The sequence below is a fragment of the Nonomuraea solani genome (assembly GCF_900108335.1).
In the GTDB taxonomy this organism is placed as follows: Bacteria; Actinomycetota; Actinomycetes; order Streptosporangiales; family Streptosporangiaceae; genus Nonomuraea; species Nonomuraea solani.
Genome location: NZ_FNVT01000022.1, coordinates 44,442 through 61,804, shown reverse-complemented (window position 1 = coordinate 61,804; position 17,363 = coordinate 44,442). Strand labels below are relative to the sequence as shown.

The window sequence follows — 17,363 nt, the reverse complement described above, 5'->3', positions numbered from 1 at the left end:
CCCTGACGGCCTGCCTGCGCAATCGCAGCGCCACGGAGCAGATCGACCGCTATCTCGCCACGGGCCGCCTGCCGGCCTGACCGTGGTCGGTGGCCCGGGTGAAGAGCCGCCCGGCGAGGTCCACGCCCGTGACCGCGCCGTCGTCGTCGCGGGTGAAGAAGCCGCGCTGCCCCTTCAGGCCGCCCTCGACGATGATGTACTCGTCGCCGGGCAGGAACCCGATGCGGGCCGGCGGGTGGTCCGGGGGCATGTCGGCGTCCGACCTCTGGCGGATCTCCGGCTTGATCCCGACCCCGAGCGTCACCTCCAGCCCGTCGGTGGCGAGGTCGAGGTTCATGACGTCGATCTCGTAGCGGCCGGCGACCTCCCGCGCCCGCCCCTCGTCGTACGGCATCGGCTCCGGGTCCCGCTCGGCCAGGCCGAGATGCTCTTCGAGCACCCACCGGACGACCGCCTGGTTGAACGGGTGGCCGTCCGGCCCGGCGTTGGCCAGGGAGACGACGGCGAAGTCGCGCTCGGGCACGATGAGCAGCTCGGCGAACTGGCCGTTGCCCGACCCGGCGTGCCCGATCGTGCGGACACCGTCCACGTCCTTCAGGAACCAGCCGATGCCGATGCCGTCGCCGAGCGTGCTGGCCCGCAGCGCGACCGTCCGCTCCCGCATGCGGCGCAGCGCCTCGGCCGGCAGCACGCCGTCGCCGGCCCCGAGGTGGAAGCGGGCCCAGCGCAGCAGGTCGCTCACCGAGGACACGATGCCGCCGCCGGGGTTGTTGCCGTGCGAACCGGCCCGCCACGACGTCCACGGGCGCGCGGGCACCAGCGTGCCGTCCTCGTCGCGGTTGTGCCCCACGGCGAACCGCCTGGTCATGACCTCGTCCAGGTCGAAGAAGGTGTTCGACAGGCCGATCGGCTCCAGGACCAGCGCGGCCACGGCCCGCTCGTAGGGCAGCCCGGTGACGTGCTCGATGATCCGCCCGGCCAGGTTGTAGCCGGCCTGGCTGTAGGAGGCCCGGGCGCCGGGCGGCGCGATCAGGGTGAGCCCGGCCATCTTCGCCACGAACGCGACCAGCGAGCCGTCGCCCTCGTCGGTGTCGATGAGGTTCCAGTCCAGGCCGGCGGTGTGGTTGAGCAGGTTCGACACGGTGATCCGCGCCGCGGCCTCCTCGTCGGCGAGCCTCAGCTCGGGGACGTACCGGCGTACCGGCGCGTCCAGGTCCACCCGCCCCTCCGCGGCCAGGCGCGTCAGCGCGGTCGCCGTGAAGGTCTTGGTCACCGAGGCCAGGTGGAACAGCGTGCGCTCATCGACCGGCAGCGGGTCGGCGACGCTCGTCACGCCGTGGAACGCGTGGGTCTCCCGGCCGCCCGCCAGCACGCCGACGGCGGCTCCGGGGATGCCGAACTTCTCGGCCAGCGCCTCGACGGCGGCGGTCAGCTTCTCCTGCGACATGGGTTTCTCTTTTCGCCTCGTTGGTGTGCACCCCGAACACTGGCCGCCGCCGCTGAGACCGCTCTGACGGCGCACAAAGACGCGCCATCAGCGCGAAATCCGCGCCCTGTCAGCGCGGCCCGGCACTGTCAGGGACGTCGAGAACCGCGAAGGAGTGACGATGACGTACGCGATCCAGGCCGAGGGCCTGATCAAGAGGTACGGGGACAAGGCCGCGCTGGACGGCGTCGACCTGGAGGTGCCGGCCGGCAAGGTCATGGGGGTTCTGGGGCCGAACGGCGCCGGCAAGACCACCACGGTGCGGATCCTCGCGACCCTGCTGCGCCCCGACGGCGGCCGGGCCACGGTCGGCGGCCACGACGTGCTGAAGGACCCGGTGCGGGTCCGCACCCTGATCGGCCTCACCGGGCAGTACGCCTCGGTGGACGAGAGCCTGTCGGGCGTGGAGAACCTGATCCTGCTGGGCCGCCTGCTCAATTTGTCGAAGCGGCAGGCCAGGGCGCGAGCCGCCGAGCTGCTGGAGCGCTTCGAGCTCACCGACGCCGCCACCCGCCCGATCAGCACGTTCTCGGGAGGCATGCGCCGCCGGCTGGACCTGGCGGCGAGCCTCGTCGGCAGGCCGCAGGTGCTGTTCCTGGACGAGCCGACCACCGGGCTCGACCCGCACACCCGCAACGAGCTGTGGGAGATCGTGCGCGGCCTGGTCGCCGATGGCTCCACTGTGCTGCTCACCACCCAGTACCTGGAGGAGGCCGACCAGCTGGCCGACCGCATCACCGTGATCGACCACGGCCGGGTGGTCGCCGAGGGCACCCCGGGCGAGCTGAAGCGGCGCATCGGCGGCCAGATCCTGCACGTGCGGCCCACGGTCACCGCCGACGCGGACGCCGTGGCCCGGATGCTCGGCGACCTGACCGGCGCGCGCCCCGCCGCCGACCCGAACACCGGCCTGCTCACCGTCCCCGCCGCCGACCCGATGCTGATCTCCGCGCTGGTCAGAAGGCTGGACCTGGCCGGCATCACCGCCGACGAGCTGGGCCTGCGCCTGCCCAGCCTCGACGAGGTCTTCCTGGCGCTCACCGGACAGAAGAACGACATCACCGAAAGGACCGCGGCATGAGCACCCTGTACGCCGAGCCGACCCCCCTGCGCGTCAGCCCCCTCCAGGCCGCCCGGCACGGCCTGGCCCTGGCCGGGCGGGGCGTCACCAAACTGCTGAAGACGCCGATCCAGCTCGTCGACGTCATCCTGACGCCGATCGTCTTCCTGCTGATGTTCGTCTACCTCTTCGGCGGCGCGATCGGCGGCGGCGACATCGACGGTTACCTGCGGACGATCGTGCCCGGGATCATGGTCATGACCGTCTTCCAGGCCAGCATCGGCATCGGCGTCTCACTGAACGCCGACGCCGGCACCGGCGTGTTCGACCGGTTCCGCAGCATGCCGATCGCCCGGTCGGCGCCGCTGGTGGGCGCGGTGCTCGCCGACATCGTGCGCTATGTGGTCTCCCTGGCCGTGCTGCTGACGCTCGCGCTGATCATGGGCTACCGGATCCAGACCGGCCCGGTGGCCACGCTGGCGGCGGTCGCGCTGCTGCTGGGCTTCGCCCTCAGCTTCTCGTGGCTGTCGGTCTACGTCGGCATGCTGGTCAGGACTCCGGGGTCGGTCCAGGGGCTGATGACCATCCTCGTGCTGCCGCTCACGTTCGCCAGCAACGTGTTCGTCCCGGCCCAGACCATGCCCGGCTGGCTGCGGGTCTGGTCGGAGGTCAACCCGGTCAGCCTGATGGCCGACACCGTACGCGGCCTGCTGAACGGCGGCGAGGTCGCCGGCCCGCTGACCGGCGCCCTGGTCTGGATGGCGGCCGTCGTCGCGATCTTCTTTCCCCTGGCCATGCGCGCCTACCGCAAGAACGCGGCTTGACCCCGCGCGCCTACCGTGGGAACGCCGCCTGATCGGCCAGCCAGTCGAGTGCCTCCTGCCGTGGCGACTCCAGTCCACGGCGGTAGGACTCCCGGTAGCCGTCCGCGCCGAGCCGCTCGGTGAGGGCGGCCACCAGCACGCGCAGGTCCGGGTCACCCTCGTCGAACGCGCCCCGCAGCACCTCGCTCCTGCCCAGCGCGAACGCGGCACCGGCCGGGTCGTCCTCCAGCGCGTACAGCCCGGCCAGCAGCTCGGCTCCCCACGCCAGCCCGTTCGCGTGGCCCTGGGCGAACAGGGGAGGGACGACGGCGGGCAGCAGCGCCCGCGCCGGACCGGCCGCCCCCTCGGCGAGCCGGATCGCCATCCGGAAGCCCGCCGCCGCGTGGCTGGGCAGCCCCTCGGTGGACGGCAGCCGCCGCGCGAGGACCTCCATCCGGTCCAGCGCCTCCTCGGCCCGCTCCAGCTCCCCGGCGACGCGGTGCGCGACCGACAGCGAGGAGTACATGTTGGCCTCGGTACGCCGATGGCCCAGCTCCTTGGCCTGCCGCACGGCGGCGTGGACGTCGCGCAGGGCGCCCTCCAGGTCACCGGCGTTGACCCGCTCCCGCGCCAGCCGGGACCTGGCCCAGTAGAGGTGCATCTCGGTGCCGAGCTCGAAGCCGATCGCGACCGCCCGCTCGGCGGTGGCGATGGACGGCCCGTGCTCGGCCCGCAGGGAATGGTCGCGGCTGATCCGCAGCAGGCTCATCAGCAGCCCCCAGCGGTCGCCGACCTCCTCGAAGCCGCGCAGCGCCTCCTGCCGCGCCTGGACGCCCGTCAGCAGGTCGCCACTCTCGACGCGGACGTGGTCCTGGGTCCAGATCGCGCTGGCGCGTACCCAGGGGTCGGGCGAGGTCAGGGCCTGCTGCAGTTGCCCCTCCATGAGGTCGGCGGCGGACGTCAGTTGCGCCATCCGCAACATCGGCAGCGCGGGATGGAACCCCATGGTCTCCGCCGAGTCCGCGTCCTTGAGCGGCCCATGGGACTGCAGGGGGCCGGCCGCGGACTGCACCAGGCTGAACGCGGCGCGTACCTGGCCGGGCAGCGCGTCGCCGAACTTGAGCACCTCGGTCACCGACGTCGCGTACTGGGAGGTCATCCCCTTGAGCCCCCAATACCAGAACAGCGCCCTGACGAACCTGGTCGCCGTCGGCGCGTCGCCGGCGTTCAGCGCGGTCCGTAGCCCGAAGACCAGGTTGTCGTGCTCGGCGTCGAACACCGCGATCGCCCGCAACTGCTCTCTGGTACGCAGCAGCGGCTCGTGCTCCTCGGCCAGCGTCAGGAAATAGTCCGCGAGCCGCGGGAAGACGTCGTCGCCCGAGGCGTCGAGCCGCCCGGCCGCGTACGCGCGGATCGTCTCCAGCATCCGATACCGGTCGCCCGCCCGCTGGACGATGGACTTCTCGACCAGCGAGCCGATCACGTCGAGGACGTCGTGGGCCGGCAGCGACTCGTCCGAGCAGACCGCCTCCAGCGCGGCCAGGCTCGCCCCGCCGGGGAAGGCCGACACCCTGCGGGCCAGGACCCGTTCGGCCTCGTCCAGCAGGTCCCAGCTCCATTCGACCAGAGCCAGCAGCGTGCGCTGGCGCGGCAGCGCGGTCCTGCTGCCCGAGGTGAGCAGCCGGAACCGGTCGTCGAGCCGGCGCGCGATCTGCTCCACGCTCATCGAGCGCAGCTTCGCCGCGGCCAGCTCCAGCGCCAGCGGCATCCCGTCCAGCCGCCGGCAGATCTCCACCACGGCCTCGACCGTGGACTCGTCCACCGCGAAGCCCGGTTTGACCCCGGCCGCCCGGTCGGCGAACAGCCGGACCGCGGCCGCCCCGGCCGCCTCCGACGGGTCCGGGTCTTCGGCGGGCAGGTCGAGCGGGCCGAGATGGCACAGCGCCTCCCCGGTGATCGCCAGCGGCTCCCTGCTGGTGGCCAGGATCCGCAACTGCGGCAGCCGGGTGAGCGCCTGGTGGGCCAGCTCGGCGACCGCTTCGACCAGGTGCTCGCAGTTGTCGAGCACCAGGACGGCGTCGCCGCCGTCGAGCCGTTCGGCCAGCCGGTCGACCGGGTCGGCCGGCTGCGGCTGCCCGCTGCCGGACAGGCCGCCGACAGCGCCCAGCACCGCGTCGAGCAACTGATCGGGCTCGCGCACACCGGCCAGCGGCGCGAACCACACCCGGCCGCGCTCGCAGGCCCGGTCTCTGGCCGCCGCCTCCAGCGACAGCCTGGTCTTCCCGGCGCCGCCAGGGCCGACGACGGTGACCAGCCGCGAGCCGGTCATCAGTGCCGCGAGCTGCGCCAGCTCGCCCTCCCTGCCGACGAAGCTGGTCAGTTGCGCCGGAAGCCGGCTCGACGCCGCCTGCCGCGGCGGCACGGGGCGGTCCAGCTCGCCACGGAGCAGGGCGAGATGGGCCTCGCGCAGTTCCGCGGAGGGGTCGACGCCCAGCTCTTCGCTCAGCCTGCCGCGGATCTCCTCGTAGACGGCCAGGGCGTCCGACTGGCGTCCCGCCGCCGCCAGCGCGCGGATCAGCAGCTCGGCCATCCGTTCGCGCAGCGGGTGCGCGGTGGCGGCGGTCCGGAGGTCGGCCAGCACCTCGGCCTGTAGCCCCAGGCGTACCTTCGCCTCGAAGCGGTCTTCGGCGGCGGCCACCCGCAGGTCGTCCAGCCGGGTGGCGAGGTTGCGGGCGAACGGCGCCTCCAGCACGTCGGCCAGCGCCGGGCCGCGCCACAACTCCAGCGCCGCGCCCGCCAGGGACGCGGCGTCCTCCAGCCGGCCGGCCGCCAGCTCGCGCCCGCCGCGCGCGGCCAGCTCCTCGAACCGGTGCGCGTCGAGGTCATCGGCGGCCAGGGGCAGCCGGTAGCCGCCCGCGCCGAACTCCAGCGTCGCCGTTCCGAGCAGCGCCTTGCGCAGCCGGGAGACCAGGCCCTGCAGCGCGGCCGTGGCCCCGGCCGGCGCCTCCTCGCCCCACAGGTCGTCGATCAGCGACTCGGGCGACACGGGACGGCCCACCTCCAGCGCGAGCCGCGCCAGCAGCATGCGCAGCCGGGCGCCCGGGAGGTCGATCGGGGTCCCGTCATCGGAGAGGCACTGAACCGGGCCCAGCATGACAATCCGCACGGGAGTAGCTTTCCAGATCTCCGGCTATCTCATCCGCGCGGCCGCCCGCGCACCCGGCGTACCCCGACGAACAGCAGCCAGAGCCCGGCCAGCGCGACGATCGGCCCGATCACCGCCCACAGCGTCACGCCGCTCATCACGCTTCCACCGACGACACCGATCCCCTGCAGGGTCCACAGCGCACCCACGGCGACGAGCAGCACCCCGCCGACCAAAGACAGCCATCCCATCACGACCCCAGTCTGCCGCCTGATCGCGCCGCGCGAGGCGGCAAACGGGCCCCACCGCGAAGTGAGATCTCCATAACTTTCCGTGTCTGATCGTTGACCATGCGTATAACGTGCGGGAGTCCCAAGCAGTCAGCGAAAGGAGTCCCCCCATGAAAACCCTCAGTGCGCTGGTCGCGCCGCTCCTCGCGGCCGGCGCTCTGGCGCTGCCGGCCGCGCCCGCCCAGGCGGCCGTCCCGGCGTGCCACGCCCATGTGTGCCTGTGGACAGGACCCAACTACACCGGGGCCGTCCACACCTGGTGGGAGGCCGACGGCAACAGGTTCATCGGCGGTACGCACGCCGACAACGTCGGCTCGTTCGTGGCCACGAGCGGAGCCTGCTTCGTCGACACCGCCGACAGTGAGTGGAACTGGCACGCCAAGCGCCTGGCGTCCGGGGGCGACTACAGCCCCAACTACCACGGCAGGTTCGGCGGCGTGATGGACCGCATCGCGCCCGCCCGCTACTGCTGATCCCCCTGGCGGCCGGGTCTCCCTCACCCGGCCGCGCCCCTGCTACAACTGCTCGTCGATCACCGCCGGCGTCGGCGGGTTCGCGCTCGACTCGATGGCCAGCCTTTCCTGCGCGGTGAGGTGGCCGAGGTCGTACAGGACGGCGGCCGACCTGCGCCAGTGCTCCCGGGCGGCCTCGTGCTCCCCGGCGTCGTAGAGGGCGCGCCCGAGCCCCCACAGGTGCTCCGCTTCCGGATAGCTCCCGCTGCCGACCTGATGGTCGATGGCCAGGACCCGCCGGAAACACGCGATGGCCTGCCGCGTGTCGCCCCCCAGCCGGTACGCCTCCGCCAGGTTGCCCATCGCCGAGACCAGCGTCTCGTCCTCCTCCAGGCTCTCCAGGATGGCGACCGCCCGCTCGTGGGTCTCGATGGCGTCCCGAGGCCGGTCGATCCGCTGGTAGACCAGGCCGAGGTTGGTCAGGCAGACCCCCTGGGCCAGGCCGATGCCGAGCCGGTCATAGATGGCCAGGGCCTGCCGGTAATGGTCGATGGCCTCCTCCATGCGCCGCAGATGGCGGAACGCGGTGGCCAGGTTGGTGAGCTGAGCCGCCTCACCCCGGTCGTTGCCCAGCTCCCTGAGCGCGGCCAGCGCGGTCTGGAGGTGCGGAATCGAGTCCAGCGACTCGCCGAGCTGGATCATGGACCAGCCGAGCTTGCTGTGGGCGGTGGCACGGTTCAGCAGGTCGCCGGTACGGTCGGCGGCGGTCACCGCCAGGCCCGCCAGCTCCCGCTGTGCCTGCCACAGGCCGAGGTAGTCCATGAACGTCGCCATGGCGGTGCCGAGCGCGACCGCGAGGGACGGGCCGTCGCCGGGGGCGTCCATGGCCTGGCGGACGGTCGCGACGAAGTTCCCGTTCTCCGCCCTGATCCATTCGCGCGCGTCCCGCCGGTCGTTCAGCGCGATTCCCGGGTGCACGAGCTCCCGCGGTGAGAGGGCGGCCGGCCATTGGAGATGCGGATGGATCAGCCGCAGCGCGGTGCGCGCGGTGGCCAGCTGGCAGTGCAGCGCACGCTGGACGGCCCGCGTCCTGGCGTCCTCCGGCTCCTCGTCCGTGACCCGTTCGCGGGCGAACAGGCGTACCAGGTCGTGCAGCCGGTAGCGTCCCGGCGTGGCCGTCTGGAGCAGGCGCTCGTCCGCCAGCCGATCCAGGATCCGCTCGGCCTCCGGCTCGGGCAGGCCGGCCAGCGCCGCCGCCACCGGCACGCTGGTGTCGGGGCTCTCCAGCAGCCCGAGCAGCCGGAACATCCGGGCGCTCGCGCCGGCCCGCAGGTCCTCGTAGCTGACCTGCAGGCTGGTGCGGACCGCCCGGTCGTCGGCCCGCAGCTCGGTCAGGCGGCGCTGTTCGCCGCCGAGCCGGTCGGCGATCACCTGGATCGGCCAGGAGGCGCGCGTGTGCAGCCGGGCCGCGACGATCTGCAGCGCCAGCGGCATACCGGCGCACACACGGACGATCTCCGCGCACGCGGCCCGTTCCGCGCCCACCCGGTCCGCGCCGACCAGGCCGGTCAGCAGCGCGGTCGCCTCCTCCTCCGGGAGCGCGCCCAGCTCGTGATGGCCGAACTCCGTGAGCGAGCCGAGCGTCCGGCGCGACGTCAGCAGGACCGCGCAGGTGGCGCTGCCCGGCAGCAGCGGCCGTACCTGCGCCGCGCTGTGCGCGTTGTCCAGCACGATGAGCACCCGCTTGCCGCCGCACAGGGAACGGAACCGCCCGGCGGCCTCCTCCACGCTGGACGGGATGGCCGAGTCGGTGACGCCGAGAGAGCGCAGGAACCTGGCCAGCACCTCGCGGGGCGGCAGCGGCTCGACGCCGAGGGTGGACCCGAGCAGGTCCACGTAGAGCTGCCCGTCGGGGAAGTCGGCCGCGACGCGGTGGGCGACGTGCAGGGCCAGCGCCGACTTCCCGATGCCGCCGGCTCCCGTGATGGCCGCCATCCGCCGCTTTCCGCGCGTCGTGAGCTCGGTGAGCCGCTCGACCTCCGTGGCCCGCCCGACGAAACCGGCCACGTCGGCGGGCAGCTCGCCGGGGACGGGAGGTGGCTGCGGGCCTGTGGTGAGGCGAGTCTCGGCCGGTGGGGAGGCGGCGAGCTCGGGGTCGTCGTGCAGGATCGCGTGCTGGAGCGTCCGTAGCTCCTTGCCGGGGTCCACGCCCAGCTCCCGGCGCAGCAGCATCGCGGTGCCGTGGTACGCCTTGAGCGCCTCCGCCTGGCGGCCGGACCGGTACAGGGCCAGCATCAGCTGGGCCTGTAACCCTTCGCGCAGCGGGTACGCGCCCGCCGCGACCAGCAGGTCCCCGACGACGTGATCGTGGCGGCCGAGCCGCAGGCTGACCTCGAACCAGCGCTCCAGCGTACGCACCCGCTCCTCGGCCAGCCGCGGCACGTCGTCCCGGTGCACGACCTCGGAGGGCACGTTGGCCAGCACGGGCTCCCGCCACAGCTCCAGCGCCTGGCCGAGCAGCTCCGCCTCACCGGCGAGGTCGCCTTCCCCGGCGGCCTGCCCGGCGTGCCGCACGAGCCGGCGGAACCGTGCCAGGTCCAGCCGGTCTTGCTCGACGTCGATGACGTAGCCCTGCGCGTGCGTGCGGATCAGCGTGGGCTCGTCGGAGTCGCCCAGGACCCGGCGCAGCCGCGTCACGTACGTGTACAGCGCGCTCCGCGCGTTGACGGGGGCGTCGGCGTACCAGACGCGATGCGACAGCTCGTCGTAGGAGATCTCCTGTCCCGCGTTGAGGAGAAGAGTGGCCAGCACCACCCGCTGTTTGCCAGCGGAGATCGCGATGGGCTCGTCGGCGTGGGTCGCTCGCAGCGGTCCCAGGACACTGAAGCGCAGATCCCGGCCATCCTTCATGGGTGCGCATCGCCTCCGTATCACCGGCGGAGGGGCTGCCGCCCGTCCGCGGATCGGCCAGTCGTTCGATACCGTCTCCAGCCTGTCACTAACCGGGAGGTAATCACGCACTTCAAAGTGCGTTCTTGTGACGCGTACCGGCCCGAGTGGACAGTGATGCGCATGAACATCCGACATGAACGAATCAGCGTCCTCGGTCTGGGAGCCATGGGACGCGCGCTCGCGAGCGCGCTCCTCGAAGCCGGTCGCGAGGTGATGGTCTGGAACCGCACGCCCGGGAAGGCGGGCGACCTCGTCGCGCGCGGTGCGCGGGAGGCGTCGAGCGTGGCGGAGGCGATCGGGGCGGGCGGCCTCACGGTCGTGTGCCTGCTGGATGACGCGAGCGTCCGCGAGACGCTCGCGCCGGCCGCGCCGAAGCTGGCCGGCGCCACGCTCGTCAACCTGACCAGCGGTTCCGTACGGCAGGCGCGCGAGCTCACCACCTGGCTGGACGAGCACGGGGCGCGCCTCCTGGCCGGCGGGATCATGGCCGTGCCGCCGACCATCGGGACCGAGGGGGCCTTCATCCTGTACAGCGGCGCGCGTGACCTGTTCGACCGGGCCGCCCCCGTGCTCGCTCCCCTTGGCCGTCCTCATTGGGTGGGGGAGGATCCGGGGTTCGCGGCGCTGTACGACATGGCCGCCCTGAGCGGTATGTACGGCATGAGCGCCGGGGCCGACCACGCCTTGACCCTGGTCCAGGCGGAAGGCGGTGACGTGGAGGCGTTCAAGCGCGAGGTGCTCCAGCCGTGGATGGAGCAGATGTTGCCGTTCATGGTCCCCGACGTCGGCGTGCACGAAGCCGTACCGGACGAGTTCAACCCCGCGATGCAGGCGACCGGCCTGGAGAACATCCTGGCCGCCTCGGGGGAGGCCGGTGCGCCCACGGAGCTGGGCGGGCACCTGCGCGCCTCGCTGTGGCGGATGCGGAGCGCCATCCGCTGACCCGCGACGCCCCGGCTACCATGGGGCAGATGCGCAACCCGCCCTACATCTGTGCCCTCGACGCCGTGATGGACGTCGTCGGGGGCAAGTGGAAAGCGCTGATCCTCTGGGCGCTGGACGAGCGGCTCCACCGCTTCGGCGAGTTGCGCCGCAGCCTTCCCGGTGTCAGCGAGAAGGTGCTCGCCCAGCAGTTGCGCGAGCTGGAGGCGGACGGGATCGTCCGGCGGACCGTGTTCGACGAGACGCCGCCCCGGGTCGAATACGAGCTGACCGCCGACGGCGTCGCCCTCTACGCGGCACTCGGCGCGCTGGGCGAGTGGGGTGAGCGCCGGATGCGCGCGCTCGACCTCGTCCCCACCCACGGCGAGGAGGTCAGCTGACCTCGCGGCGCAGCCGTACCGCCAGGAGTGAGGCCCAGCCCCAGCCCACCACGGCCAGGAGGCGTAGCAGGAGGCTCAGGGGCTGCGCGTCGTCGCCGCGCTCCGACAGGACGCCGGACAGCACGTAGATCGTCGGCAGTGCCACCCCGGTGGCCGCGCACGCGAGCGCCCACCGCCGCTCGCCCTGCGCGGCGAACCGCCGGGCGAACACGAAGCAGGCCGCGACCAGCGACACGAGCACCACGAAGAAACCCGCCCCGTGCAGGACGTGGCTCACGTCCGTGGAGCCGGGCACCCCGGCCGGCGCCCCCTGCGGATAACCCCACCCTGGCGCGGTACGGAAGATCCCCGCGATGATCAGCCCGGCTCCGAACGTGCCGATCAGCAGCGGCCCCCACGTGCCGCCCCGGCCGGGGTGCAGCGCGCGCCGCATCCCCACGGCGCCCGCGACGTAGAGCAGCCCGGTGACCACGAAATCGGCGATCTGGATCCAGCCCAGGTCGCCGAGGCTCAGCAGGCTGAGCGGCTGCCGCCGGGGGTCGAAGCCGGGGCGTGTGTAGTCCTGGATCAGCACGGTGGCGATGAAGAGCGGGCCGGCGGCGGCGCCGCATGCCAGTAAGGCCCTGGTCGGTTGCATGGTCCCCCTCCTTAGCAGTGCTAAGGCCATCATGTTCCCTTAGCGCTGCTAAGGTGTCAATCCATGAGCGAGACCAGGCGCCCGGCACTCACCAGGCACACCCTGATCGAAACGGCGCTTCGCCTGCTCGACGACGTCGGGCTCGACGGGCTGACCGTGCGCAGGCTGGCCACCGAGCTGGGCGTGCGCAACCCGGCGCTCTACTGGCACATCCGCACCAAGCAGGAACTGCTCGACGGCATGGCCGACGCGATCATCCTGGCCGCCGGGATGGGGCCGCCCCGGTCGGGCGAGAGCTGGCAGGAGTGGCTCGCCCGCCGGGCGCGCGCGTACCGGGCCTCGCTGCTCGCGCACCGCGACGGCGCCCGCGTGGTCGCCAACGCGGCGAACCTTGGCCCGGCGACGATCAGGCTGTTCGACGAGGAGCTCACCGCGCTGGTCGGTTGCGGTTTCACTCCTGTGCTGGCGCTGCGCACGATCGGGAGCTGCACCAGCTACATCAACGGCTTCGTCCTGCGGGAGCAGGCCGAGCGGCCGGAGGTCGCGGGCGAGCCGTCGGACCGGCTCGCGGCGGTGGCGGCCCTGCTGGAGCGCGGGATGGACGCCACTCTGATGCGGGCGTTCCGGGAGGGCGCGAGCGCGCTGGGGGAGGAGGCCTTCGAGCACGGCCTGCGCGTCCTGATCGACGGCACGGCCGCCGCGCTCCAGTCGGAGGGTGAACGATCCGATGGCCGATGACGCCGTTGTGTGATAGCTCGATAACGGAGAGTGTCGAGGCGGCGGCGTGGTGATGGTGTGGCGGATGCGGGAACGGGTGGCGATCAGGCCGGAATCGCCCGGGAACGGGCTCGGGCGGGGGTCGCGGCGGCGGTGGCGCGGCAGGTGGCGCAGGGGGCTGCCCGGCTGACGCCGCCCGCTCTCCTGGCCGTGCTCTCGGCCGGGGCGCTGATCCCGCTGGCCCTGGCCGCACCGGGCGGGGTGGCGCTGGCCGGGATCCAGGTGCTGGCCGGCGTCGGCACCAACGTCCTCAGCGACGTCATCGGCCAGGCCATCGAGGCCCTACGCCGCGCCGCCCAGAGCGACGCCGAGACACCGGAACAGGCCGGCCAGGATGGCGACGGGACGCTGGGATGTGCCGACCAGAGCAACGCCGGGGCGCTTGAGGCGGAGGTCGCCGGGCGGATCGAGCGCATGCTCGCCGAAGACGGCCGGCGGTCTGAGGCGCTGCGGGCGGAGATCGCCGCCGTGCTGAAGAGCGTGGACGCGGCCGAGGTCGCCCTGCGCGTGGCGATCGAGTGCGGAAACCGTACGCTGCAGGAGCGGCTGGCGGCCGGATTCACGGCCCTGACCGGCCAATTCTCCGGCTTCGGCTTCCTGCTGACCAGCGTCGAGCGGGCCGCGGCGGAGATCCAGGAGAGCCTGCACCGGCAGGACGCCGAGCACCGGCACGACCGGGAACGGATGCGGCTCCAGTCCGCGCACCTCATGCTGATCCGCGAAGAACTCGCCGCCCTGCGACAGGCCCGCCCGGAACCGAACGACGGCCGGGCGCGGTGGGAGCGGGGGAGCCCGTACCGGGGGCTGCTGGCCTTCGAGGCCGACCACAGCCAGGTGTTCTACGGCCGGGAACGCGCCACCGCGGACCTGGTCGGCACCCTGGCGGCACGACTGTGCGAGGGGCCGGTGGTGGTCACCGGCCCCTCCGGGGTGGGCAAGTCCTCGCTGCTGCGGGCGGGCCTGCTGCCCGCACTCGCCCGGGGCCTGCTGCCGGTGCCCGGCGCGGCCCGGTGGCCGTGCCTGGTCCTCACCCCGACCCGGGACCCGCTCGGCGAGCTGGCCACCCAGCTCGCCGCGCGGAGCGGGGCCGACCCGGTGGCCGCCCGGCACTCCCTGGCCGCCGAGCCCGACCAGGCCCACCTGCTGGTACGGCAGGCGACGCTGGCAGGCGACGGCCCGCGCGACGGGCGAATGGTGATCGTGGTGGACCAGTTCGAGGAGTTGTTCACCCTGGCCGGGCAGGCCGAGGCGTTCGTCCGGGCCCTGGCCGCGACGGGCCCGGCCGCCGCGGTGGTCATCGGGGTCCGGGGTGACTTCCTGGACCGGTGCGCGGCCTACCCGGTGCTGGCCGAGGCGATGACCGGCGGACAGTACGTCCTGGGCCCGATGACCGAGCCCGAACTGCTGCGCGTGATCACCGGCCCGGCCGCCGCCGCGGGGCTGGAGGTGGAGTCCGGCCTGCCGGAGCTCGTCCTGCGCGAACTGGACACCCGCCGCGGCCCAGCACACCTGAGTGGCGGGTACGGCGTCGGCGCCCTCCCCCTGCTCTCCCAGGCGATGCTGGCCACCTGGGACAACCGCGACGGCGACCGGCTGACCATCGCCGGGTACGGCAGGGGCGGCGGGGTGGAGCGCGCGGTCCAGAACTGCGCCGACGCCGTCCACGACGCCCTGCCCGCCCGGCAACGGGAGATCGCCCCCTCGCTGTGCCGGCGTATGACGGTGGTGGCCCGTGACGGACGGCTCGCCCGCCGCCGCCTGCCCCGGACGGAACTCGCCGACGCCGACGTCCGCGCCGTCGTGGACGCGTTCGCGGCCCAGCGACTGATGGTGGTCACGGACGCGGGCGCCGAACTCGCCCACGACTGCCTGCTCCAGGCGTGGCCCCGGCTACGCGGCTGGCTCCAGGAGGACCTGGCCGGCCAGGCTTTGTACGGGCAACTCCTGGACGACGCCGAAGAGTGGGCCACGAACGCCCGCGACCCGTCATTCCTGTACCGAGGCGCCCGCCTGACGGCAGCCCAGCAACTCCGCACCACCCGCCGCGATGACACCAACGACCTGCCGGAGCCCAGCGTTCCCGAGGGCCTCCCGGAGCCTGGCGTTCGTGAGGGGTCGCCGGAGTCCGGGGCCTGTGAAGGGTTGCCGGAGTCCGGCGTTCTGGAGGGATCGCTGGAGTGCGGGCGGACGGTGTGGGAGTTTCTGGATGCGGGGGAGGCGGCTGCCGCGCGGCGTAGGCGGCGTAACCGGACGGCGCTGGCGGGCCTGATCGCGCTGGCCGTCGTCGCCAGTGCCGCCGCCCTGGTCGCGGTGGCGGCGGCGCGTACGGCCGAGAGCCAGGAACAGGTGGCCGAGACCAACCTCAGCAAGGCCCTGTCCCGGCAACTGGCCGCCCAGAGCGTCGGCTTCGCCACCACCGACGCCTTCCTGGCCGCCCGGCTGGCCACCACCGCATGGCGCACCTGGCCGACCGCCGAAGCCCGCCACGCGCTGGTGAACGCGTCGGTGTCACCCGTACGCGGCATGCTGCCGGGAACATCACCCGCCGTGACCTCGGTGGCGCTCAGCCCGGACGGCCGAACCGTGGCGACCGGCGAGTTCGACGGCACCGTACGGCTGTGGGACGTCGCCTCGCACCGGCAGATCGGCAGTCCGCTCACGGGTCACGGCCATAGCGTGTACGACATCACCTTCGCGCCCCGCGGCGACCTCCTGGCCTCCGCCGACACCGTGGACGTACGCCTGTGGAACCTGACCGCGCAACGCCAGGCCGGGGCACCGCTCACCGGGCATGAGGGCGTACCCAGGCTGAGCTTCGACCGTAACGCGGGACTGCTGGCCGTCACCCACGACGAGGGGGGCAAGCTGTGGGACCTCGGCACGCGCAAGCCGGTCGGCTGGCTGTCCGGCAGCGGTGGCCCGCCACGCTCGATGGCCTTCAGCCCCACCGGCGACACCATGGCCACCGCCGACCGCACCGGCGTACACCTCTGGAACACGGCCACCGGCAAGCGGACGGGAGCCCCCGTCACCCGCGACCGGCACGTGACCGCACTGGCCTTCGCCCCCGGCGGCGACACGCTGGCCACCGCGGCGGGCACGAAGGCACGGCTCTGGCGCGTCACCTCCCGCGAGCCCATCGGCCGTCCCATCACATCGGCCGACGACACCATCGTGGCCCTCGCCTTCACCGGCCCCGGAACGCTGGCCACGGTCCATTCCCACGACGGCACCGTGCGGCTGTGGAATGCCGCCACCGGTGCGCCGATCGGCCCGCCGCTTCGGTGGGGCAAGAAGGCGGTGTACGACGTGGCGTTCGGTCCTGACGGCAGGACGGTGGCCACGGCGGACGCGTACGACAAGACCGTCAGCCTGTGGGACATCGCCATCCACCGGCAGGCGGGCGCGCCACTCGCCGGGCACGCGGAGGGCGTGTACAAACTGGCCTACAGCCCCGACGGCAGAACCCTGGCCACCACCGACGCCGGAATCGTGCGGTTGTGGGACGTGGCCACCCGCGAGCAGCTCGGCGCCCCCTTGGACCTGGACGGTCTGGACGGCTACGTCCGCCTGGTGTCGTTCGGCGCCGACGGCCGTACCTTGATCGCCGTGGGCGACGGCGTGGCGCGCCGCTGGGACGTCGCCTCCCGCGAGCCGGCCGGCCCTTCGATCACCTGGAAGGACGGCCTGGCCGTGCTGACCGCCTACAGCCCCAGGGCCGGGATCCTGGCCACGTCCGACGCGACCCTGCGGACGCCCGTGCGGTTGTGGGACGCCGTGACCGCCGCCTCGCTGGGCGAGCTGCCGATGCCGCGAAATGCCTACTTCACCTCGATGGCGTTCAGCCCCGACGGCCGCGTCCTGGCCGTCGCCGACGGCTCGGACAAGGGCATCCATCTGTGGGACCTCGATACCCGCATGGAGATCCTGCCGTCGCTCACCGGGCATCCCCGCTTCGTCAACGCGATGGCGTTCAGTCCGGACGGCCGGATCCTGGCCAGCGCCGGTGGCGACGAGAGGACCGTCCGGCTGTGGAATGTCGCCGGTGGCACCCAGATCGGCGCGCCGCTGGCCGGGCATCAGGGGCCGGTGCGCGCCGTGGCGTTCAGCCCCGACGGCCGGACCCTCGCCAGCACCGGCAGCGACGACAGGACCGCCAGGCTGTGGGACGTCGCCACCGGCCTGCAGATCGGTGTGCCACTGATGGGGCATGAGGGCAGGGCGGGCGCGGTGACGTTCAGTCCGGACGGCCGGACCCTGGCGACCGCCGGAGGCGAGGACCGAACGGCCCGGCTGTGGGACGTCGGCCTGCGGCCGGATCTGTTCTCCGTCACGTGCGCGCTCGCCAGCCGGCCCCTGGACCGGCGCGAATGGGGGCGGTTCCTGCCGGACGAGCCGTACAAGGAGACCTGCCCCTCGGACGCCGGTCCCTGAGAAGG

At 73.2% G+C, this 17,363-nt stretch carries 12 protein-coding genes; 7 read left to right on the top strand and 5 right to left on the bottom strand.

What is annotated here, in order from left to right:
• Positions 1 to 49 precede the first annotated feature (49 nt).
• Positions 50 to 1,447 (bottom strand): serine hydrolase domain-containing protein, encoded by a 1,398-nt coding sequence (locus C4V41_RS48715; RefSeq protein ID WP_103962886.1) that lies wholly within the window; start codon positions 1,445 to 1,447, stop codon positions 50 to 52.
• A 160-nt stretch (positions 1,448 to 1,607) separates the two neighbouring features.
• On the opposite strand from C4V41_RS48715, the gene C4V41_RS48710 reads away from it, so the two are divergent.
• Positions 1,608 to 2,567, top strand: coding sequence for an ATP-binding cassette domain-containing protein (locus C4V41_RS48710; RefSeq protein ID WP_103962885.1), 960 nt, complete (start codon positions 1,608 to 1,610; stop codon positions 2,565 to 2,567).
• Positions 2,564 to 3,370, top strand: coding sequence for an ABC transporter permease (locus tag C4V41_RS48705; RefSeq protein WP_103962884.1), 807 nt, complete (start codon positions 2,564 to 2,566; stop codon positions 3,368 to 3,370). The genes C4V41_RS48710 and C4V41_RS48705 overlap by 4 nt, the downstream gene beginning before the upstream one ends.
• Before the next feature lie 10 nt (positions 3,371 to 3,380).
• On the opposite strand, the gene C4V41_RS48700 is transcribed toward C4V41_RS48705, so the two are convergent.
• Together C4V41_RS48700 and C4V41_RS48695 are read right to left on the bottom strand one after the other, a co-directional pair.
• Positions 3,381 to 6,515 (bottom strand): BTAD domain-containing putative transcriptional regulator, encoded by a 3,135-nt coding sequence (locus C4V41_RS48700; protein ID WP_103962883.1) that lies wholly within the window; start codon positions 6,513 to 6,515, stop codon positions 3,381 to 3,383.
• Between the two features lie 29 nt (positions 6,516 to 6,544).
• Positions 6,545 to 6,748 (bottom strand): hypothetical protein, encoded by a 204-nt coding sequence (locus C4V41_RS48695; protein WP_235030858.1) that lies wholly within the window; start codon positions 6,746 to 6,748, stop codon positions 6,545 to 6,547.
• Positions 6,749 to 6,894: 146 nt separating this feature from the next.
• Between C4V41_RS48695 and C4V41_RS48690 the strand changes: the two genes are divergently transcribed.
• Positions 6,895 to 7,257: a peptidase inhibitor family I36 protein gene (locus C4V41_RS48690; RefSeq protein ID WP_103962881.1), complete on the top strand. Its 363-nt coding sequence runs from the start codon at positions 6,895 to 6,897 to the stop codon at positions 7,255 to 7,257.
• Positions 7,258 to 7,299: 42 nt separating this feature from the next.
• Here C4V41_RS48690 and C4V41_RS48685 read toward each other — a convergent pair whose 3' ends face one another.
• The gene (locus tag C4V41_RS48685) at positions 7,300 to 10,146 is read right to left on the bottom strand and encodes an AfsR/SARP family transcriptional regulator (protein ID WP_160150656.1); all 2,847 of its coding nucleotides are present in this window, start codon (positions 10,144 to 10,146) and stop codon (positions 7,300 to 7,302) included.
• A 162-nt stretch (positions 10,147 to 10,308) separates the two neighbouring features.
• On the opposite strand from C4V41_RS48685, the gene C4V41_RS48680 reads away from it, so the two are divergent.
• Both C4V41_RS48680 and C4V41_RS48675 read left to right on the top strand, forming a co-directional pair.
• Entirely contained in the window at positions 10,309 to 11,130 is an 822-nt protein-coding gene (locus tag C4V41_RS48680; protein ID WP_103962879.1) for an NAD(P)-dependent oxidoreductase, read from the top strand.
• A 29-nt stretch (positions 11,131 to 11,159) separates the two neighbouring features.
• Positions 11,160 to 11,510 (top strand): winged helix-turn-helix transcriptional regulator, encoded by a 351-nt coding sequence (locus C4V41_RS48675; RefSeq protein ID WP_327537513.1) that lies wholly within the window; start codon positions 11,160 to 11,162, stop codon positions 11,508 to 11,510.
• Here the strand turns inward: C4V41_RS48675 and C4V41_RS48670 are convergent.
• Positions 11,503 to 12,147 (bottom strand): DUF998 domain-containing protein, encoded by a 645-nt coding sequence (locus tag C4V41_RS48670; protein ID WP_103962878.1) that lies wholly within the window; start codon positions 12,145 to 12,147, stop codon positions 11,503 to 11,505. The genes C4V41_RS48675 and C4V41_RS48670 overlap by 8 nt on opposite strands.
• A 63-nt stretch (positions 12,148 to 12,210) precedes the next feature.
• Between C4V41_RS48670 and C4V41_RS48665 the strand changes: the two genes are divergently transcribed.
• Positions 12,211 to 12,885, top strand: a complete 675-nt coding sequence (locus C4V41_RS48665; protein WP_103962877.1) for a TetR/AcrR family transcriptional regulator C-terminal domain-containing protein — start codon at positions 12,211 to 12,213, stop codon at positions 12,883 to 12,885.
• Positions 12,886 to 12,942: 57 nt separating this feature from the next.
• Positions 12,943 to 17,358, top strand: coding sequence for a WD40 repeat domain-containing protein (locus C4V41_RS48660; RefSeq protein WP_146104070.1), 4,416 nt, complete (start codon positions 12,943 to 12,945; stop codon positions 17,356 to 17,358).
• Positions 17,359 to 17,363: the final 5 nt, after the last annotated feature.